Raw genomic sequence first — 19,277 nt, 5'->3', positions numbered from 1 at the left:
ATCCCGCTGGCGCTAGGCGGCGGACGTGACGCGGTAGACGTCGTAGACGCCTTCGACGTTGCGCACCACGTTGAGCACGTGACCGAGATGCTTCGGATCGCCCATCTCGAACGTGAACTTGCTGATTGCGACACGGTCGCCGGACGTGGTCACCGAGGCCGACAGGATGTTCACCCTCTCGTCCGCGAGCGCCTTCGTCACGTCCGACAGCAGGCGGTGCCGGTCGAGGGCCTCGATCTGGATCGCCACGAGGAACAGCGACGACGGGGACGGCGCCCACTCGACGTCGATGATCCGCTCCGATTGCTGCCGTAGCGAGGTCGCGTTGGTGCAGTCCGTGCGGTGCACGCTCACCGCACCACCACGCGTCACGAAGCCCATGATCTCGTCGCCGGGTACCGGCGTACAACACTTCGCCAGCTTGGCGACCGTCCCGGGCGCGCCGGGCACCAGAACGCCCACATCGCCCGTTCCGGGCCGGCTGGTCGGAATGGTCGACGGAGTGGCCCGCTCGGCCAGTTCCTCCTCGACAGCACCCACACCCCCGAGGTGCGCAACCAGACGCTGCACCACGTGCTGGGCCGACACGTTGTGCTCGCCCACCGCCGTGTACAGCGCCGACACGTCCGCGTACCGCAGCTCGTGCGCGATCGCCGACATCGACTCGGCATTCATCAACCGCTGCAACGGAAGTCCGCCGCGACGGACCTCCTTTCCGATCGCGTCCTTGCCGGCCTCGAGGGCCTCTTCGCGACGTTCCTTCGCGAACCACTGGCGGATTTTGGTCTTGGCCCGCGGCGACACCACGAACGTCTGCCAGTCCCGGCTCGGTCCGGCGTTGGGGGCCTTGGATGTGAAGACCTCGACGACCTCACCGTTCTCGAGGGTTCGCTCGAGTGCGACGAGACGGCCGTTGACGCGCGCACCGATGCAGCGATGCCCCACCTCGGTGTGGACTGCGTATGCGAAGTCGACCGGCGTCGATCCAGACGGCAGCGTGATCACGTCGCCCTTCGGGGTGAAGACGAAGATCTCCTTGACCGCGAGGTCGTATCGCAGCGACTCGAGGAACTCTCCGGGGTCGGCGGCCTCGCGCTGCCAGTCGAGCAACTGGCGCATCCACGCCATGTCGTCGACCTCGGCGGCGTCCCCCGAGTGCTTTCCCTTGGTCTCCTTGTAACGCCAGTGCGCGGCAATACCGAACTCGGCAGTGCGGTGCATGTCCCGCGTTCGAATCTGCACCTCGAGGGGCTTACCCTCTGGTCCGATCACGGTGGTGTGCAGCGATTGGTACACACCGAACCGCGGTTGCGCGATGTAGTCCTTGAACCGGCCTGCCATCGGCTGCCACAGCGAGTGGACGGCACCGACCGCCGCGTAGCAGTCACGGATCTCTTCGCACAGGATCCGCACACCGACCAAGTCGTGGATGTCGTCGAAATCGCGGCCCTTGACGATCATCTTCTGGTAGATCGACCAATAGTGCTTGGGCCGGCCCTCGACCGTGGCGTTGATCCGCGACGCCGACAACATCGCGTTGATTTCCGCCCGCACCTTCGCCAAGTAGGTATCGCGTGAAGGCGCCCGGTCCGCAACCAACCGCACGATCTCCTCGTACTTCTTGGGATGCAGGATCGCGAACGAGAGGTCTTCGAGTTCCCACTTGACGGTCGCCATGCCGAGCCGATGAGCCAGCGGGGCGATCACTTCCAGCGTCTCGCGGGCCTTACGAGCCTGCTTCTCGGGCGGTAGGAACCGCATGGTCCGCATGTTGTGTAAACGATCCGCGACCTTGATCACCAGTACGCGCGGATCGCGAGCCATGGCGATGATCATCTTGCGGATCGTCTCGCCCTCGGCGGCGGAACCGAGCACCACCTTGTCGAGCTTGGTGACACCATCGACGAGGTGCGCGACCTCCTCGCCGAACTCCGCCGTCAGCTCCTCGAGCGAATAGCCGGTGTCCTCGACGGTGTCGTGCAGGAGCGCGGCCACCAAAGTGGTCGTATCCATGCCCAGCTCCGCCAGGATGTTCGCGACCGCCAATGGGTGGGTGATGTAGGGGTCACCCGACTTCCGGAACTGCATCTCGTGCCGCTGCTCGGCGACATCGTAGGCACGCTGCAGCACCGACAAGTCTGCCTTGGGGTACAGCTCCCGGTGTACCGCGACCAACGGCTCGAGCACCGGCCTGATCGGAGGGTTCCGCTGGCCGGTGATCCGGCGGGCGAGGCGGGCCCGGACACGGCGTGAAGTAGACACCGACGCCGGCTTCTCGGCGGGAGGCATCGAACCGGTATTCACCGCACTCGCGTTCTGGGACCCGTCAAGATCGTTCTGGGACCCGTCAAGATGCTGAGTCATGCCTCTCACCTCCTGCCCCAATGCTGCGGACGGTTCCGTGGGACCCTATAACGCTGGTACACCACCAGGCACAACTGTAGTCCTCAGACGCGCATAAGCGACGTCACCGGGTACTGATCGAGGCGCGCCCGGCCACCGAGTTCCTCGATTTCGAGAACGACGGCGACACCCACGACCTCCGCACCCGCGCGGGTGAGCAGCTCAGCGGCCGCGAGCAGCGTGCCACCGGTCGCGAGCACGTCGTCGATCACGAAGGCGCGGCGCCCGCGCAGATCGGGCGCATCGCTGGGGATCTCGAGCGTCCCCGCGCCGTACTCGAGTGAATAGCTCTGCGAGTGCACCGGAGGGGGCAGCTTGCCGGCCTTGCGGACGGCGAGCACGCCGCATCCGAGTTCCATCGCGACGCCGCCACCGAGGAGGAAGCCTCGCGCGTCGACGCCGGCCACGATCTCGGCACCGGCTCCCACCGCCGCCAGCCCCTCGATCACTGCACGGAAACCGGGGCCATCCGCGAAGACGGGAGTGAGATCGGCGAAGCGGACACCCGGCGTCGGAAAGTCGTCGCACCACCGGGTGAGCCCGGACACCGCCGCTTCGGCACGCTCGAATGCGTCTGCGCGGGTGGGGATCGCGTCTTCGGGGACATCCATCGGAGAGATCACCTGAGAAGTATCCACTTGTCCATGTTCCAGCCCGCACCGGACCTCGTCGGGTTCGGCACCACCGCGTGGATCCCCTTCGAGGACGCGACGGTCCGTGGCTGGTCGAACAGCGGTATCGTCGGCATCTCGTTCCACAGGATCGCCTCGGCCTCACCCAACAGCGACATCCGGGCCGCGAGCGACCCGTCGACCGCGAGCTGGTCAACGATCTGGTCGAACCGCTGGTTCGAGAAACCACCGAAATTGTCGCCGTTGCCGGACCGCAACGCGAACGATGCATCGGTCGGCACGCTCGAGCCACCCGCACCCGAAGCGGAGGCCGTGCCGGCAAGCGCAGCATCGGCCTGCCCGGCTCCGAGCGCACTCGGCCGGAACTCCGGCGAGCCGACGTCGACGACGGTGATACCCGCACCCTCACACGATGCCGCGATCTCGCGGACCGTCCGAGCGCGCCGCTCGTCAGGACCGAGATAGCCGATACGCACCGTCAGGTTCGGCTGGTCGATGGACTCCCGGGCCGCTTCTGCCCCGGGAACATCCGGGTCGGTGTAGAGGCCTCCCTCGGCCGCGACCGCAGACTGGTAGAACATCGTGTCGGGCGCGGTGATCCGGGAGTCGACGACACCCGAGCCCAGACCCTGCGACCGGTCGAAGCCGGGATGCCCGAGCTCGTCGTAGAGCAGCTGTCGGGGCACGCACAACGCCAACGCGCGACGCGCCTCGACGGCACCGAGCGTCCCATGGTTCGCGAGCACGAGTTGCTCGACGTTGCGCGATGGCTCGTCGACGACATCAAACCCGTTGCCCAGGTTCAGGCCATCGATCGAACCTGCGCCGATGTCGATGACTTCGATCTCGCCGTCGTCGATGTGCGCCTGCACATCCGAGCCCTTGGGCCAAATCACGATCCGGGACGTCGCCGGCCTGTTCCCCCACCACCGCTCGTTCTCGACGAGGACCAGCCCGCCGTCCTCGGTGTACGAACCGATCCGGTACGGACCGGACGACGGCAGCCTCGTCAGGTCCAGCTCGCCCGGGACGAGCCGCCACCCGGTGTTCCAGAAGTCCGCGATTCGCCCTACCGCGTCGATGTCACCCGAAGCGATCGCGCTGACCACGTTCGGCACGCCCGCCGCCTGTGCGGCTACGTGCGCAGGCATCAGTTCGGTCGCACCGAACAATGAGCGCCAATCGAGGAAGGACCGGCCCGGTTTGAACACCACCGTCGCATCCTTGGCACCCGGTTCGCAGTCGACACGGTCGATGTCCGCGTAGCCGGCTCGGGTCGCGGCGTCGAACATCGGCACAGGGCCGTTCTCCGTCGGCCGCGTGAATTGCCCGCTGCCGGCCGCCCAGGCAAGGACCAGATCGTCGCACGCGACAGGAACGCCGTCCGAGTACACCGATGCCGGGTTCAGCCGGTACTCGATGGTGAGTGTGTCGCCCGGGACGACGCTCCCGCTACCGAAATCGGTGTCCGCCAACGGAGTCCCGGACGGGCCGATGTAGTTCATCCCCGTCAGGACCCGACCGAACGCCGCAGCCGTGCCGGTCGCTGCCCCCTCCCGGGTGTTGGCGTTGTAGGTCGTCACGACGTTGTCGATCGCGAACCCCAGGGACGGCACCTGATCGGCGGATTGGGCGCAAGCCCCCACGGTAGCCGCGACGGTCAGAGCACCGATCGTCCTGGCCACGCGGCGACTCGATCGGCGTGGGGTGGTCATTTGTTCAGTGCCTCTTCTTGCTGCGCTTCCCCATCGGCTGAGCCCCCGGACGCGGCGCCGACCCGGCCACCGCACGCACGCGCGGCTGCGTTTGCCCGGCCGCGGCCGGCTGGGTTCGGCCCGCAGCCTCCGCACGCTTGGCGAGGACCTTCTTGGTGTGTGCCGCCACCGGCCCCCACCGCTCCTTGATCGAGACCAGCAGCGGCGTCGCGAAGAAGATCGACGAGTAGGCACCGACGACGATGCCGACGAACAGGACCAGCGCAAGATCCTTGAGGGTGCCGACACCGAGCAGCCACACCGCGACCACCATCAGGCCCAGGACCGGCAGGACCGAGATGACGGTGGTATTGATCGAACGCATCAACGTCTGGTTCACGGCGAGGTTGGCCTGCTCGGCGAAGGTCCGCCGGTTCAGATGCAGGATTCCACGCGTATTCTCCTCGACCTTGTCGAACACGACGACCGTGTCGTACAGCGAGAAACCGAGGATTGTGAGCAGGCCGATCACCGTTGCCGGGGTGACCTCGAATCCGATCAGCGAGTAGACACCGGCCGTCACGAGGATGTCGAAGAACAGCGCGCAGATCGCCGCTATCGCCATGTCACGCTCGAATCTGATCGCGATATAGATGCTCACGATCACCAGGAACACGACGAGTGCGATGAGTGCCTTCTCGGTGATCTGACCACCCCACGTCTCGCTGACATCGGCGACGCTGATGGCGTTCCTGGACACGTTGCCGTCGCTGTCCTGCGGCTGGAATGCGTCGAACAGGGCGTTCTGCAGTGCGGCGACCTGTCCTGCATCGAGTGCCTCGGAACGGATCTCGACGGACGAACTCGATCCGGAGCCGACTGTCTGCACCGATACGGGGCCCTGGCCGAGGGTGTCGGAGTACACGCTCTCGACCTGCTCGGTGCTCACGCCCGCTGGAGTCGGGAACTGGACCCGGGTACCGCCCTCGAACTCGATGCCGAGCGTGAAACCCCGCACGAGGATGCTCAGCAACGACAACGCGACGATCGAACCGGTCAGCAAGTAGTAGAACCTGCGCCGGCCGACGACCTCGAAGCCGCCGGTTCCGGTGTACAGGCGCTGCAGCCAACTGTGGTGCGGCAGCGCCGATCGGTCGACGCCGGCGTCGGTGCCGGCCGAAGCGTCGGTCACAGCCGAGGTTTTCGACTCACTCATGCTCATGCCTCCTCGGAGACCGCCGCGGCGGCCATCTTGCGTTCGCGGGCGACCTCCTGGACCGCGCCGAGTCCGTTGACGCTCGGCTTGGCCCAGAACCGGGATTTCGATGCCATGTACACCAGCGGCCAGGTCACCAGGAACACGACGACCACGTCGAGAATCGTCGTCAGGCCCAACGTGAACGCGAAGCCTCGGACCTGCCCGATCGCCAGCGTGTACAGCACGGCGGCCGCGATGAAGCTGACGGCGTTGCCGGACAGGATCGTGCGACGGGCGCGGGCCCAGCCGCGCGGTATGGCCGAGCGGAAGCTGCGGCCCTCACGCATCTCGTCCTTGATCCGTTCGAAGAACACCACGAACGAGTCCGCGGTCATGCCGATACCGATGATCAGACCGGCGATGCCGGCGAGATCGAGGGTGAAGCCGATGTAGCGCCCGAGCAGTACCAGAATCGCGTAGACGACCAGGCCCGAACTCACCAGCGACAGGGCAGTGAGAAGACCCAGCATGCGGTAGTAGATGAGGCAGTAGACGAGAACCAGAACGAGACCGACGGCGCCCGCGATCAGACCGGCCTCGAGGGACGCCAGGCCGAGAGTTGCCGAGACGGTTTCGGCCTCCGACGCCTGGAACGACAACGGCAGCGAACCGTACTTGAGGGTGTTCGCGAGTTCCTGCGCCTGGCTCTGCGAGAACTGACCGGTAATGGAGGTCGCACTGCCCACGGGAGTCGCGCCCTGCACGACGGGTGCGCTCACGACCTTGGAGTCGAGGGTGAAGGCGGCCTGGTTACCGATGTTCGCCGAGGTGAACTGCGCCCAGGTGGAGCTGCCGTCGGACTTGAAGCTCAGGCTCACCTCGTAGCGGGACTGCTGGCTGTTGAAGAAGGAGCTCGCATCCGAGATCTCCTGACCGTCGATGATGCTCGGGCCGAGCAAGTAGACCCCTGTGCCGTCGGTCGAGCACGCCACGAGCGGCAGGTTCGGGTCGTCGTTGCCCTGCAGCGGATCAGGAGCAGAGCAGTCGAGTGTCGCCATCGTCTGCTGCTGGACGGTGGGATCCTCGCTTTGCCTGGTTTCCTTGGCCTTCGCGATCTCGGCGGCCGCGGCCTCCGGAGAACCGGGTACGGGCGCCGCGGGCGCCTCAGGCGTCTGTGCTGCGGGCGCCTCGGATGTCGGTGCGGGAGCCGGTGTCGGAGCCGGCGGGTTCTGCGCCGGGAAGGGTCGCTGCTGCGGTGCGGGAGTCGCTTCGGGCTCACCCGGAACCGGGGCTTGCGTCTCGGGATTCTGCACCGGCGTCTGCTGTGCCCCCGGCGCAGCCGCTGCTTGTGAACCGAGGACGGGCCGGATGTAGAGCCGCGCCGTCTGGCCTAGCGACCGGGCCTGCGAGCTGTCATCACCCGGAACCGTGATGACGAGGTTGTCACCGTCGACGACAACCTCCGAACCGGATACGCCGAGCCCGTTGACCCGGGACTCGATGATCTGCTGGGCCTGACGGAGGCTGTCCTGGCTGGGCGTACTGCCATCCGGTGTCCGCGCCGTGAGGGTGACTCGGGTCCCACCCTGCAGATCGATCCCCAGTTCCGGGGTCGGGGACTTGTCGCCGGTGAAGAAGACCAGCGCATACAGTGCCGCGACGATCACCGCGTAAACGGTGAGCGCGCGCACTGGGTGCACCGATCCTGTCGAAGGTGCCACGGTTTGTCTGTCTCCTCGATACGTGCGGTTCGGATGGTGACGCAGAAGGGTACGCCGACGAAGGGTGACGTCGTTCGGGCGAGCCAGGCGTGAAGGCGCCCTCGCCGAGACAGGTTCGGCGACCTGTCGACGAGGGCGGCTACCGCACTACTCTCCGTTCAGACGACGCTGCGTTTCGTCCGGCGTCTCGTCGATGTAGTCGTCATCGGCTTCGTCAGTGGCGTCATCGACGAGATGCTCGCGGACGATCATGCGCGTCCACGTGGTGACCACACCAGGCGCGATCTCGAGATCGACGGTGCCGTCGTCGAGACCCACAACGGTGGCATGCAGCCCGGCGGTCGTCATCACACGGTCGCCGACCTGCAGGGAGTCCTGGAGTTCGGCGGTCTTCTGCATCTCCTTTTTCTGGCGGCGGATGCCGAGGAACATCGGCACCAGCAGGGCAAGGATGAGAAGGGGAAAGAGCAATTCCATCTGGAAGTCAGTCCTCGATTTCGTCACATAGGGCGTTACACACGGCTACGCGCACGGGCCAGGGCGGTACCGTGCTCCTCCCAGTGTGCCACCTGGCACCCGCTGGAAAGGAAAATAGTCAACGATCAGATTTCGCTGATATCGAACATTCCTCATATCGAACACCGCGAGAACGCGCCCGTCCAGCGGCAGGGTCTCAGGGCTCGGGCCGCTCCTCTGGGAAGAGATCCAACTGCGGTTCGCGTGCGCGCACTTCGATTCCTCCCATCGCGGCGTCGGGTGGTGCGGTCAGCCCCAACTGGGCCCACGCGGCCGCCGTCGCGACACGGCCACGTGGAGTGCGGGCGATCATTCCGGCCCGCACCAGAAACGGCTCGCACACCTCTTCCACCGTGCTCGACTCTTCCCCGACCGCGACCGCGAGCGTCGACACCCCGACCGGACCACCACCGAAGCTGCGGACCAGGGCGCCCAGAACGGCGCGGTCGAGGCGATCCAGTCCGAGCGGATCGACGTCGTACACCGCGAGAGCGGCCTTCGCGATGTCGCGGGTGACGACGCCGTCGGCGCGAACCTCTGCATAGTCCCGCACGCGACGCAACAGCCGGTTCGCAATGCGGGGCGTGCCGCGCGAGCGACCCGCGATCTCCGCGCCTGCCTCCTCACCGAGATCGACGCCGAGAATGCCCGCCGAGCGCAGCAGAATCCGCTGCAGCTCCTCCGGCTCGTAGAAGTCCATGTGGGCGGTGAACCCGAAACGGTCGCGCAGCGGGCCTGTGAGAGCACCCGACCGAGTCGTCGCCCCGACGAGAGTGAACGGCGCGATGTCGAGCGGAATGGACGTTGCACCCGGCCCCTTGCCGACAACGACATCGACGCGGAAGTCCTCCATCGCGAGGTACAACATCTCCTCGGCCGGCCGAGCTATCCGGTGGATCTCGTCGATGAAAAGCACGTCGCCCTCGACCAGGTTGCTCAGCATCGCGGCCAGGTCGCCGGCCCGTTCCAGGGCGGGACCCGAGGTCAGGCGCAGAGAGGTCCCGAGTTCGGCGGCGATGATCATCGCCATGCTCGTCTTGCCGAGACCGGGCGGGCCGGACAGGAGTATGTGATCCGGTGTGCCGCCACGCATCTTCGCGCCCGCCAGCACCAATTGGAGTTGCTCGAGCACGCGCGGTTGACCTATGAAGTCGTCCAGGTCCTTGGGCCGCAGGCTCGCCTCGATCTCACCGTCCGACGCAACGAAGTCGGCCGTGACGGCGGATTCGTCCCCTGACTCCGCATCGAAGTTCATCGTGTCTTGCCCAGCAGCGCGAGTGCGGATCGCAGCACCGTCGCCGTCGCGGCATCCGGGTCGGCTGCAACGACTGTGTCCGTGGTCTTTTCGGCCTGATCGATCCGGAAGCCCAGCCCCGTCAACGCTTCGACGACCTGACCGCGCACCGCACTCGAGGCACCCGACGCCACACCCGGCATGTCCCCCGTACCCGGCTCCGCGACGACCTTGTCCCTGAGTTCGACGACCATGCGCTCGGCACCGCGCTTGCCGATGCCCGGCACCCGGGTGAGTGCGGTCACGTTGCCCTCGGCAAGCGCATTGCGCAGTGCCTCCGGCTCGAGCACCGCCAGGATCGCCATTGCGAGCCGTGGACCGACACCGGAGACCGTCTGCAGGAGGCCGAACAACTCCCGCGATTCGTTGTCGGCGAAGCCGTACAGCGTCATCGAGTCCTCGCGGACGATCATCGACGTCAGCAGGCGTGACTCCTGCCCTCGGCGAAGTGTCGCCAGCGTGGTTGGAGTGGTGTTGAGCCGGTACCCGACGCCCGCGGCCTCGATCACCGCGTGGTCCAACCCGATCTCGACAACCTCACCTCGTACCGAAGCGATCATCTCCCTGCCTTTCCGGCCGACCTGCCACCGCGCTGCGCCGTGGTGCCCTCGAGCCGCATCTCGTAACGCCGCTTCTGTTCGGCCGCGGCGGCCTCCGCGGCGGCGATCCGATCGAGCATCGGGGCACGCCAACAATGGCAGACCGCAAGCGCGAGTGCGTCGGCCGCGTCGGCGGGCTTGGGCGGCGCGTCGAGTCCCAGGATCCGGGTGATCATCGCGGTGACTTGCTTCTTGTCGGCGCCGCCACTACCTGTTACCGCGGCTTTGACCTGGCTCGGCGTGTGGAAGCACACCCGAATCCCTCGTTTGGCGGCTGCAAGCGCCACGACCCCGCCCGCCTGCGCGGTACCCATCGCTGTCCGGACATTGTGCTGGGAGAAGACCCGCTCGACCGCGACGACGGTCGGCCGGTACCGGTCGAGCCAGTCATCGACCGCATCCGAGATCCGCAGGAGGCGTGAGGCGAGTTCCATGTCCGCCGCGGTACGCACGACGTCGACCGCGACCGGCTTGACGTCGCGCCCCCGGCCAGCGTCCACGACACCGAAACCGCACCGCGTAAGACCGGGATCGACACCCAGAACACGCACGCGCCCACCTCTCGCACTATCTCCGAACAGCTGTTCGATCATAGCGGAGGTGGGCGCATGATCGCCGACCAACACGCAATTGGTGCACCGCCTGCGACTAGGCGTCGAGTTCGGAGAGGACCTCGTCCGAGACGTCGACGTTGGTGTAGACGTTCTGGACGTCGTCGGAGTCCTCGAGCGCGTCCACGAGCTTGAACACCTTACGGGCGCCGTCCACATCCACCGGCACCTCGACCGATGCCCGGAAGTCCGGGTCGGCCGACTCGTACTCGATGCCGGCCTCGACGAGTGCGGTACGAACCGGGATCAGGTCACCGGCCTCGCAGACGATCTCGAAGGACTCGCCAAGATCATTGATCTCTTCGGCGCCGGCCTCGATCACGACTTCCAAGAGGTCGTCCTCGCTGCGACCGTTCTTCTCGAGCACCACCACGCCCTTGCGGGTGAACAGATAGGAGACCGAACCGGGATCGGCCATGTTGCCACCGTTGCGGGTCATCGCGGTCCGAACCTCGCCGGCGGCGCGGTTGCGGTTGTCGGTGAGGCACTCGATGAGGACCGCCACGCCGTTTGGCCCGTAGCCCTCGTACATGATGGTCTGCCAATCGGCGCCGCCGGCTTCCTCACCGCCACCACGCTTTCGGGCCCGCTCGATGTTGTCGTTGGGGACCGAGCTCTTCTTGGCCTTCTGGATGGCGTCGAACAGCGTCGGATTGCCCGCCGGATCGCCGCCCCCCGTGCGAGCCGCCACCTCGATGTTCTTGATCAGCTTTGCGAACATCTTGCCGCGCTTGGCGTCGATCGCGGCCTTCTTGTGCTTGGTGGTGGCCCATTTGGAGTGGCCGCTCATTCGTGGGAGCCCCTTCCTGCAGCATCCCGGGGGCAGATACGACAAACCCACGGCAAACGACTGCACAATTGTCGGAGGCTCGATGCTACCTGCACGCCTTCAGGCGCCGGGTACACCGTATCCTCGGGTAGGTCACGATCTGGTTGAAGTTGCGGTGTTTCGAGGACAGCTGATCCGCCGCAATGCAGCCTTCCAGGAACAGCCCTGGTGTGACTTCGGGTACGGCGGATAGGCGTCTTGCGTGCGGGGGCGCGCAGCAATGCGGACGCGGAGATCGTTCTTGGGGGAAGGCGAGCGAATGCGCATTCAGCGACCGGGATTCACCAGATGTCTGAGGCAGCGATTGATCGCGATCGCGGCGGCGACTCTCTTGCTTCCCGCTCTCGCAGTCGTGAGCGGTACCTCGACCGCCGGTGCCGTTCCCTCCGGCGGCTACGAGGAGGTCTACGTCGACTCGACGATGGGACCGATCAAGGTGCAGATCCAGTGGGCCGCCCGCGGCGGCAACGGTGCCCTGTATCTGCTCGACGGACTGCGTGCCCGCGACGATCGCAACGCGTGGTCGTTCGAGACGAACGCGCTCGAGCAGTTCCGCAAGGACGACATCACACTCGTGATGCCGGTCGGTGGCCAGTCCAGCTTCTATACGGACTGGTACGCACCGAGCAACATCAATGGACAGAAGGTCACCTACAAGTGGGAGACCTTCCTCACCCGGGAACTGCCTGCCTACCTTGCGACCCGGGGCGTCTCCCGGTCCAACAACGCCGTCGTGGGTCTGTCGATGGGCGGCTCAGCTGCACTGACGCTCGCGGCATACCACAAGGATCAGTTCAAGTTCGCGGGCTCCTACTCCGGGTATCTCAACATCTCCGCGCCCGGCATGCGAGAGGCGATTCGTATCGCAATGCTGGACGCCGGCGGATACAACGTCGACGCCATGTGGGGACCGCCGTGGAGCAGTGCGTGGCTTCGCAACGATCCGTTCGTCTTCGCCCCAATGCTTCGCGGGATCTCGCTGTACATCTCGTCCGGCAACGGGCTCATGGGCGAGTTCGACAACCCGGTCGGCTTCGTCGGATCGTTCAACACCTCGACTGCGATGAGCCTCGAGGCACTCGCATTGGCGAACACCAAGGCGTTCCAGGCACGGCTGAACTCGCTGGGCATCCCAGCGACGTACGACTTCACCAACGCTGGAACACACTCCTGGGCCTACTGGTCCGAGGAGCTGTGGAAGTCCCGCCCGCAGATCCTCGACGCATTGAACGCCCGATGGTGACGGGTGCGGGTGGTCAGTTACCCCGCACCATGTCCACGAAGAGGCGGTGAACTCGACGGTCACCGGTGACCTCGGGATGGAACGAGGTCGCGAGAACATCGCCCTGCCGGACGGCCACGATGTGCCCGGCGGCGGGACCTTCCGGCACCCGCGCGAGCACATCGACGCCAGCTCCCGCATGCTCGACCCAGGGCGCGCGGATGAACACCGCACGCACCGGGTCGCCGTCGATGCCGGCGAAGTCGAGGTCCGCCTCGAACGAGTCCACCTGCCGGCCGAACGCATTGCGCCGCACAGTGATGTCCAGACCGTTGAGGTGCTCGGCGTCCGGGCGCGTGTCGAGGATCTCGCTGGCGAGCAGGATCATGCCCGCGCACGACCCGTACGCGGGCATCCCGGCCTTCAACCGGGCACGCAACGGCTCGAGCAGATCGAAAACGGTCAGCAGACGGCTCATCGTCGTCGACTCACCGCCCGGAATCACCAGTCCATCCACGGATTCGAGTTCCGACGCCCTCCGCACGCCGATCCCTCGCGCCCCACAGGATTCCACCGCCGCGAGGTGCTCGCGAGCGTCTCCCTGTAATGCGAGTACGCCGATGGTCGGTTGGTTTGCCACTGATGAAAGTCCTGAACTGCTCGACGCCTTGACACGAAAACGTTATCAGCAAGCACCTCCGGTCCCGGCGCCCACTGTTCGGCGGACAACCTCCAGACGACGAGACCAGCGTGCACCTGGCTGCGCGGTCAGTCCTGCCGCAACAAGCGCGTCAGCCCCTCCTGCACCACCGCCGCAACGAGGTTGCCGCTGCGATCGAAGATCCGCCCCTGCGTCAGCGCGCGCCCGAACCCCGCGGACGGCGAGGTCTGGTCGTAGAGCAGCCAGTCGTCAGCGCGGAACGGACGCATGAACCACAAGGCGTGGTCGAGCGAGGCGCTCTGGATCTCCGTGTCGGGGTGGATGGTGCTGGCCGACCCCAGCAGGGTCATGTCGCTCATGTACGCGAGAGTGCAGACGTGGAAGACCGGATCGTCCGGAAGCGCCTCGCGCGAACGGAACCAGACTTGCTGCTGCACAGGGACACCCGGTTTGCGGGCGATCCGGTCGGCCGGAACGTACCGCAGATCCCAGTCCGCCCACTCGCGATACTCCCAGGAAATCGCCTCCGGGAGCAGCGTCGACGCATCGGGCAGGTCCTCAGGCGCCGGCACGGGCGGCATCACGTCCGCATGCGCGATGCCCTCGTCGAGAACATGGAACGACGCCGACATCGTGAAGATCGCCTGCCCGTCCTGAACGGCGGTCACGCGTCGTGTCGAAAACGAGCGACCATCCCGGATCCGGTCCACCAAGTAGACGATCGGCTTCACGGGGTTGCCCGGCCGAAGGAAGTACCCGTGCAGCGAATGGACGAAGAAGTGCTCCTCGACCGTGCGCACCGCCGATACCAGCGCCTGTCCGGCGACCTGGCCGCCGAAGGTACGCGGCAGCATCGTCTCGATGGCGATCCCCCGGAATATGTCCTTCTCGAGCCGTTCGAGTTCCAGGATCTGCTCTATCTTCGCCATGCCGAGACTCCTTCTTCGTGGGGGCTCGCTCAGGCTAGCAACGGCGCGCAGACGGCCGCGGTGAGGACCGCATCGGGTCCTCACCGCCTGCGCAGGGTTTCGGAATCGACCGGATTCAGGTCACCAGCCGCGTTCGGCGAGCCGGTGCGGAGCGGGGAGATCGTCGACGTTGATGCCGACCATGGCTTCACCGAGGCCGCGGGAGACCTTGGCGAGTACGTCCGGGTCATCGTGGAAGGTGGTGGCCTTCACGATCGCGGAGGCCCGCTCGGCGGGGTTGCCGGACTTGAAGATGCCCGAGCCGACGAACACGCCCTCGGCACCGAGTTGCATCATCATCGCCGCGTCCGCGGGGGTTGCGATACCGCCGGCGGTGAACAGGGTGACCGGGAGCTTGCCGGCCTTGGCGACCTCTACGACCAGGTCGTAGGGCGCCTGAAGTTCCTTCGCCGCGACGTAGAGTTCGTCCTCCGGCAGGGAGGTCAGGCGGCGGATCTCCTGCCGGATCTTGCGCATGTGGGTGGTGGCGTTGGAGACGTCGCCGGTGCCGGCCTCGCCCTTGGAGCGGATCATCGCAGCACCCTCGTTGATGCGGCGCAGGGCCTCACCGAGGTTGGTGGCACCGCACACGAACGGGACGGTGAAGGCGAACTTGTCGATGTGGTTCTCGTAGTCGGCCGGCGTGAGGACCTCGGATTCGTCGATGTAGTCCACGCCGAGGGACTGCAGGATCTGGGCTTCGACGAAGTGGCCGATGCGCGCCTTGGCCATGACCGGGATGGACACGGCACGGATGATGCCGTCGATCATGTCCGGGTCGGACATGCGCGAGACACCACCTTGGGCACGGATATCGGCGGGGACCCGCTCGAGCGCCATGACCGCGACAGCGCCGGCGTCTTCGGCGATCTTCGCCTGCTCGGGGGTGACCACATCCATGATGACGCCGCCCTTGAGCATCTCGGCCATGCCCCGCTTCACGCGTGCAGTGCCGGTAACGGGGGTGGTGTCGGGGGTGCTCACAGCAAACTCCTGGGTTCTCGCCGGCTGATGGTCTGGCGCCTACGGTTCCGCACGGCCCCGCAGTGCATTGGTGATTCGGTGCATTGGCAATTCTAGGACGCGGCGACGGCGGCCCCGATATCCAGTGCCGGGATAGCGGACTGCTGTGGCACGGGTCATATCAGCGGATCGCGTGGACCTCGGGCTCCTCGTGGCGGACGACAGCCAGGTTCGCCTCGTCGAGCAGATCCGGCAGATCCTGTGGGTACACGGGTTCACCCTTCCGCTGTATCTCCCGGATCTCCGGCGCGGTGCACCACCGATGTTCGGTGATCGTGCGCTGCTCGAACTCGGTGAAACCGCCACGCTGCGGTACGAACTCGTCGGTCCGCACCGCGAAGAACAACTCCTCGGACCGGATCAGCTCGCCCGCGAACGGAAAGATTGCCACCCGGCGCCACAACGGGCCCCGCAGCGCCTCGGTAGGCACCGCCCGGCCAGTCTCCTCATGGATCTCGCGCACCGCTGCAGCGCGGAGGGTCTCTCCCGTCTCGACGGCACCACCGACGGTGAACCAGAACGCTGCCTCGGGTGTGTCGGGATCGTGTCCGCGCATCAGGAGTACCCGGCCGTGCTGATCGAGCATCACGACCCGGGCCGACGTCCGAACCTCGTCGAGTTCCAGCCCGGCCGGCTGAGTCCGCTCGGGGATCTCGAAGTAAGTCGGCAGCGGTGCGGTTCCGCCCAGGTGCAGCCACCGGACCGGACGCCGGGTGCGCAGGGCGAGGGTGTCACGCACAGCGTCGTTGTGGAACCGCCGAGCGATCAGCACACGCGCCTCGGCGTCCGCCAGCTCCGCGACCAGCTGCGGCGGGAGACTGGTGTTGTCGAGGGTCGCCAATGCCCCCGACAGCGCATTCTCGGCCGCCTCGCGCTGCGCACGGCCCGCCCGCTCGGCCTGGTCGGCGAGCGCGGTCAGTCGCTTGCTTTCGATCGACGCGTAGGCCACAGCCGAACCGATCGCCCGCACGACGACGGCCCTGCGCGCGAGGGCCGCATCGAGCGCCTGCCACGACAGATCGGAGCGGACGTGCAGCCGGTCGAGTCGGTTCGCGCTCGCGTATGCCCACGCGCCCGCCACGGCGATCGCCGCGGCGATGAATGCGACGATCAGAATCGTCAAGGCGGAGAAGGTCACGCGCCTACCTCTCGCACACCGGCAGACCCGACGGTGACGGTCTCGTACACCCGCAGGATCTGTTCCGCCACGACCGGCCAGTCGTACTCGCCCACCACAACGCCCGCGACATCCGTCAGCGCGCGACGTCTGTCCTCGTCGCCTAGCACCGTGTCGATCGCGGCCGCCAGAGCCGCCGAGTCACCGACTGGCACGAGCAACCCCGCCGTGCCGTCCCGCAGGACGCGCCGGAAGGCGTCCAGTTCGCTGGCGACCACGGGTGCCCCCGCCGCCATCGCCTCGACGAGCACGATTCCGAAGCTCTCGCCACCGAGGTTCGGGGCGCAGTACGCGTCGACGCTGCGCAGCGCCGACGCCTTCTCGGCATCACTCACCTGCCCGAGCAAGCGCAGATGTCTTGCGTACTGCCCCGCTTCCCTCCGCAGCTTGTCCTCGTCGCCGCGGCCAACCACGAGGATCTCGAGATCGGGGTACTTCTCCACGAGCGCAGGCAACGCGCCGAGCAGTACCGCCATCCCCTTGCGGGGCTCGTCGTACCGACCGAGGAACAACACGGTCTTGCCCGGGCGCGGGTAACCGGCGAGCGGCGCTGCGTTCGCGAAAGCAGGGACGTCGACACCGTTCGGGATCTCCACGGCATCCGATCCGAGCGATTCGACCTGCCAGCGTCGCGCCAGTGCCGACACGGCGATGCGCCCGCTGATCTTCTCGAGGTACGGCTGGAGTACACCCTGAAAGGTACTGAGCACCAACGACCTCGTCGTCGACGTGTGGAACGTGGCGACGATCGGGCCTTCCGCGATCTTCATCGCGAGCATCGACAAGCTCGGCGCGTTCGGCTCATGAATGTGCAGGACATCGAAGTCGTTCTCGGCAATCCAGCGTCGGGTACGCGCGTACGCCAACGGGCCGAACGTCAACCGGGCGACGGACCCGTTGTAGGGGATCGCGACGGCACGGCCTGCCGAGACCACGAAATCCGGCAGCACGGTTCCGTCCGACGCCGGCGCGAGGACGCTGACCTTGTGCCCCCGTTCGATGAGGGTCTCGGCAAGCTCGACGACGTGCGCCTGGACGCCGCCAGGCACGTCGAAGGAGTACGGGCACACCATGCCGATCCTCATGGTGACTCCAAACGTGCGCGACGGGCCTCGGACAGATCGCCGAGCCACAGCGGCTGGAGCATGTGCCAGTCCGCGGGATGAGCGGCGATATTCGCGGCGAAACGGTCGGCGAGTGCCTGAGTCGCCGATGCCAGTCCGCCCGAGACGTCGATAGGCGGGTCGATCGAAAAGCCCCAGCCGTCATCGGTGAACCAGCAGTGCACCGGCAGTAGAGGCGCACCGGTGTCGATCGCGAGCTTGGCAGGTCCCGCCGGCATCCGAGTGGGTTCGCCGAAGAACGTCACGGGCACGCCCTTCGCCGCCAGATCCCGCTCGCCGAGCAGGCACACCACCTTGTTCTCCTGCAATCGCGTCGTCAGCGCCTCGAACGGTGGCTGCTCACCACCGCTGAGGGGAAAGATCTCCATGCCGAGGCTCTCGCGGTAGGCGACGAATCTTTGGTAGAGCGACTCCGGCTTCAAGCGTTCCGCGACCGTGGACAGCCCGCCCCACGTCTGCGTGCACCACACCCCGGCCATGTCCCAGTTCCCGCTGTGCGGCAGCGCGAGGATGGCGCCCTTGCCGTCGGCCATTGCCTTGTCGAGGTACTCGGTTCCTGAAACGAAGGGGTCGACCGTCGCCTTGGTCGCCGTCATGTCCATCGACGGCAACCGGAACGCCTCGCGCCAATAGCGGGCGTACGACCGAAGCGAATCACGGATCAGGTCGTCGGGTACCTGTCCCGGCGGGACCCCGAGCACGCGGGCAAGGTTACGGCGCAACTGCTGCGGGCCGCCTCCCCGTCGGGCGGCGAAATCCGCGCCGGCATCGAAGACCGCGACTGCCAGTCTCTCCGGCAGCGCGCGCACGATCCGCCACCCGGCCGCGTAGCCGAGATCGGTGGCCCGCCCGGAGAACGTCACGGGCCCTCCCCTGCGCCATGGTTCTGTTCGGCGCGCGGCGCGGTCGGCAGGAGGTCACGCGCGCCGGCCGAATTGCGGACGGCGAGAACGCGCTGGAACACGGTGATGATGCTCGCCACCGCGAGGATCCACATCGCGACGTACACCGCCCAGTGCAGCCATCCGATGCCGAAATACCCCGCGATACCCGTCAGGCCGGCGCCCACCAGCACGATGACCAGCCGGTCCGGACGCTCGATGAGACCACCATCCGCAGAGAGCCCGCTCGCTTCCGCGCGGGCCTTCGCGTACGAGATCACCTGCGAAGTCACGAGGCAGATCAACGTCGCAACCAGCAGACTCTTGCTGTTCTCGTGGTAGACGGCCCACCACGCGAGACCCGCGAAGATCGCACCGTCGGCGATGCGGTCGCACGTCGCGTCGAGCACGGCGCCATATCGCGTGCCGCCACCACGGGCGCGTGCCATGGCGCCATCGAGCATGTCGAACATCACGAAGAACCAGATCGCCATGGTTCCCCAGAACAGATGCCCAGACGGGAAGAGGGTCAGCGCGGCGACGATACTCGCGACCGTGCCGATCACCGTGACCGCGTCCGGGGTCAGCCCGGTCTTCACCAAGGCGCGGCCCATCGGCGCCGTCACCTTGGAAACCGAGGCACGCCCGAAGAAACTCAGCATTCCACTCCCCCCTCCCTGTTCAAGTCGCGGTGCAGGGTCTTTTCGGACCCAGATTCCAATCC

The 19,277-nt window shown here is 66.6% G+C and carries 18 protein-coding genes; 1 reads left to right on the top strand and 17 read right to left on the bottom strand.

Going from position 1 to position 19,277, the window contains the following annotated elements; all coding sequences use genetic code 11:
• Nucleotides 1-12: 12 nt before the first annotated feature.
• From EGT50_RS05860 to EGT50_RS05815, 10 genes are all read right to left on the bottom strand, one after another.
• Nucleotides 13-2,364, bottom strand: coding sequence for a RelA/SpoT family protein (locus tag EGT50_RS05860; RefSeq protein WP_127951644.1), 2,352 nt, complete (start codon nucleotides 2,362-2,364; stop codon nucleotides 13-15).
• 83 nt (nucleotides 2,365-2,447) lie between these two features.
• Nucleotides 2,448-3,014, bottom strand: a complete 567-nt coding sequence (locus EGT50_RS05855; protein ID WP_127952211.1) for an adenine phosphoribosyltransferase — start codon at nucleotides 3,012-3,014, stop codon at nucleotides 2,448-2,450.
• 8 nt (nucleotides 3,015-3,022) lie between these two features.
• Nucleotides 3,023-4,750: an ABC transporter substrate-binding protein gene (locus EGT50_RS05850; protein WP_127951643.1), complete on the bottom strand. Its 1,728-nt coding sequence runs from the start codon at nucleotides 4,748-4,750 to the stop codon at nucleotides 3,023-3,025.
• A 4-nt stretch (nucleotides 4,751-4,754) separates the two neighbouring features.
• Nucleotides 4,755-5,945, bottom strand: coding sequence for a protein translocase subunit SecF (gene secF, locus EGT50_RS05845; protein WP_127951642.1), 1,191 nt, complete (start codon nucleotides 5,943-5,945; stop codon nucleotides 4,755-4,757).
• A gap of 2 nt (nucleotides 5,946-5,947) precedes the next feature.
• A complete protein-coding gene (gene secD, locus EGT50_RS05840) occupies nucleotides 5,948-7,648 on the bottom strand; it encodes a protein translocase subunit SecD (RefSeq protein WP_127951641.1) in 1,701 nt (566 codons plus the stop codon).
• Nucleotides 7,649-7,795: 147 nt separating this feature from the next.
• The gene (yajC, locus tag EGT50_RS05835) at nucleotides 7,796-8,125 is read right to left on the bottom strand and encodes a preprotein translocase subunit YajC (protein WP_127951640.1); all 330 of its coding nucleotides are present in this window, start codon (nucleotides 8,123-8,125) and stop codon (nucleotides 7,796-7,798) included.
• 196 nt (nucleotides 8,126-8,321) lie between these two features.
• Nucleotides 8,322-9,419, bottom strand: coding sequence for a Holliday junction branch migration DNA helicase RuvB (gene ruvB, locus EGT50_RS05830; RefSeq protein WP_127951639.1), 1,098 nt, complete (start codon nucleotides 9,417-9,419; stop codon nucleotides 8,322-8,324).
• The gene (gene ruvA / locus EGT50_RS05825) at nucleotides 9,416-10,018 is read right to left on the bottom strand and encodes a Holliday junction branch migration protein RuvA (protein WP_127951638.1); all 603 of its coding nucleotides are present in this window, start codon (nucleotides 10,016-10,018) and stop codon (nucleotides 9,416-9,418) included. Before ruvA ends, ruvB begins: the two co-directional genes overlap by 4 nt.
• Nucleotides 10,015-10,608: a crossover junction endodeoxyribonuclease RuvC gene (gene ruvC / locus EGT50_RS05820; protein WP_127951637.1), complete on the bottom strand. Its 594-nt coding sequence runs from the start codon at nucleotides 10,606-10,608 to the stop codon at nucleotides 10,015-10,017. The genes ruvA and ruvC overlap by 4 nt, the downstream gene beginning before the upstream one ends.
• A gap of 97 nt (nucleotides 10,609-10,705) precedes the next feature.
• Nucleotides 10,706-11,458, bottom strand: coding sequence for a YebC/PmpR family DNA-binding transcriptional regulator (locus EGT50_RS05815; protein WP_127951636.1), 753 nt, complete (start codon nucleotides 11,456-11,458; stop codon nucleotides 10,706-10,708).
• A gap of 298 nt (nucleotides 11,459-11,756) precedes the next feature.
• Between EGT50_RS05815 and EGT50_RS05810 the strand changes: the two genes are divergently transcribed.
• Nucleotides 11,757-12,740: an alpha/beta hydrolase gene (locus EGT50_RS05810; RefSeq protein ID WP_127951635.1), complete on the top strand. Its 984-nt coding sequence runs from the start codon at nucleotides 11,757-11,759 to the stop codon at nucleotides 12,738-12,740.
• Between the two features lie 13 nt (nucleotides 12,741-12,753).
• On the opposite strand, the gene pdxT is transcribed toward EGT50_RS05810, so the two are convergent.
• The 7 genes from pdxT to pgsA form a co-directional block, all read right to left on the bottom strand.
• Entirely contained in the window at nucleotides 12,754-13,359 is a 606-nt protein-coding gene (pdxT, locus tag EGT50_RS05805) for a pyridoxal 5'-phosphate synthase glutaminase subunit PdxT (protein ID WP_127951634.1), read from the bottom strand.
• A 128-nt stretch (nucleotides 13,360-13,487) separates the two neighbouring features.
• A complete protein-coding gene (locus EGT50_RS05800) occupies nucleotides 13,488-14,309 on the bottom strand; it encodes an acyl-CoA thioesterase (protein WP_127951633.1) in 822 nt (273 codons plus the stop codon).
• Between the two features lie 120 nt (nucleotides 14,310-14,429).
• Nucleotides 14,430-15,332, bottom strand: a complete 903-nt coding sequence (gene pdxS / locus EGT50_RS05795; protein WP_127951632.1) for a pyridoxal 5'-phosphate synthase lyase subunit PdxS — start codon at nucleotides 15,330-15,332, stop codon at nucleotides 14,430-14,432.
• Between the two features lie 160 nt (nucleotides 15,333-15,492).
• Nucleotides 15,493-16,509, bottom strand: a complete 1,017-nt coding sequence (locus tag EGT50_RS05790) for an NUDIX hydrolase (RefSeq protein WP_127951631.1) — start codon at nucleotides 16,507-16,509, stop codon at nucleotides 15,493-15,495.
• Complete coding sequence (locus tag EGT50_RS05785; RefSeq protein WP_127951630.1) at nucleotides 16,506-17,633, bottom strand: glycosyltransferase family 4 protein; 1,128 nt, start codon at nucleotides 17,631-17,633, stop codon at nucleotides 16,506-16,508. Before EGT50_RS05785 ends, EGT50_RS05790 begins: the two co-directional genes overlap by 4 nt.
• Entirely contained in the window at nucleotides 17,630-18,535 is a 906-nt protein-coding gene (locus tag EGT50_RS05780; protein WP_127951629.1) for a phosphatidylinositol mannoside acyltransferase, read from the bottom strand. The genes EGT50_RS05785 and EGT50_RS05780 overlap by 4 nt, the downstream gene beginning before the upstream one ends.
• Complete coding sequence (gene pgsA, locus EGT50_RS05775) at nucleotides 18,532-19,215, bottom strand: phosphatidylinositol phosphate synthase (RefSeq protein WP_127951628.1); 684 nt, start codon at nucleotides 19,213-19,215, stop codon at nucleotides 18,532-18,534. The genes EGT50_RS05780 and pgsA overlap by 4 nt, the downstream gene beginning before the upstream one ends.
• Nucleotides 19,216-19,277: the final 62 nt, after the last annotated feature.

Source organism: Rhodococcus xishaensis (assembly GCF_004011825.1).
GTDB classification, from domain to species: domain Bacteria; phylum Actinomycetota; class Actinomycetes; order Mycobacteriales; family Mycobacteriaceae; genus Prescottella; species Prescottella xishaensis.
This window is presented reverse-complemented; position numbering and strand designations above follow the sequence as displayed.

Excerpts from the sequence above, each read along its gene's own strand:
- yajC (WP_127951640.1), bottom strand. The coding sequence starts at position 8,125 with ATGGAATTGCTCTTTCCCCTTCTCATCCTTGCCCTGCTGGTGCCGATG.
- ruvB (WP_127951639.1), bottom strand. The coding sequence starts at position 9,419 with ATGAACTTCGATGCGGAGTCAGGGGACGAATCCGCCGTCACGGCCGAC.
- secF (WP_127951642.1), bottom strand. The coding sequence starts at position 5,945 with ATGAGTGAGTCGAAAACCTCGGCTGTGACCGACGCTTCGGCCGGCACC.
- ruvA (WP_127951638.1), bottom strand. The coding sequence starts at position 10,018 with ATGATCGCTTCGGTACGAGGTGAGGTTGTCGAGATCGGGTTGGACCAC.
- EGT50_RS05810 (WP_127951635.1), top strand. The coding sequence starts at position 11,757 with ATGCGCATTCAGCGACCGGGATTCACCAGATGTCTGAGGCAGCGATTG.
- pgsA (WP_127951628.1), bottom strand. The coding sequence starts at position 19,215 with ATGCTGAGTTTCTTCGGGCGTGCCTCGGTTTCCAAGGTGACGGCGCCG.
- EGT50_RS05800 (WP_127951633.1), bottom strand. The coding sequence starts at position 14,309 with ATGGCGAAGATAGAGCAGATCCTGGAACTCGAACGGCTCGAGAAGGAC.
- EGT50_RS05855 (WP_127952211.1), bottom strand. The coding sequence starts at position 3,014 with ATGGATGTCCCCGAAGACGCGATCCCCACCCGCGCAGACGCATTCGAG.
- EGT50_RS05850 (WP_127951643.1), bottom strand. The coding sequence starts at position 4,750 with ATGACCACCCCACGCCGATCGAGTCGCCGCGTGGCCAGGACGATCGGT.
- EGT50_RS05860 (WP_127951644.1), bottom strand. The coding sequence starts at position 2,364 with ATGACTCAGCATCTTGACGGGTCCCAGAACGATCTTGACGGGTCCCAG.
- EGT50_RS05785 (WP_127951630.1), bottom strand. The coding sequence starts at position 17,633 with ATGAGGATCGGCATGGTGTGCCCGTACTCCTTCGACGTGCCTGGCGGC.
- EGT50_RS05815 (WP_127951636.1), bottom strand. The coding sequence starts at position 11,458 with ATGAGCGGCCACTCCAAATGGGCCACCACCAAGCACAAGAAGGCCGCG.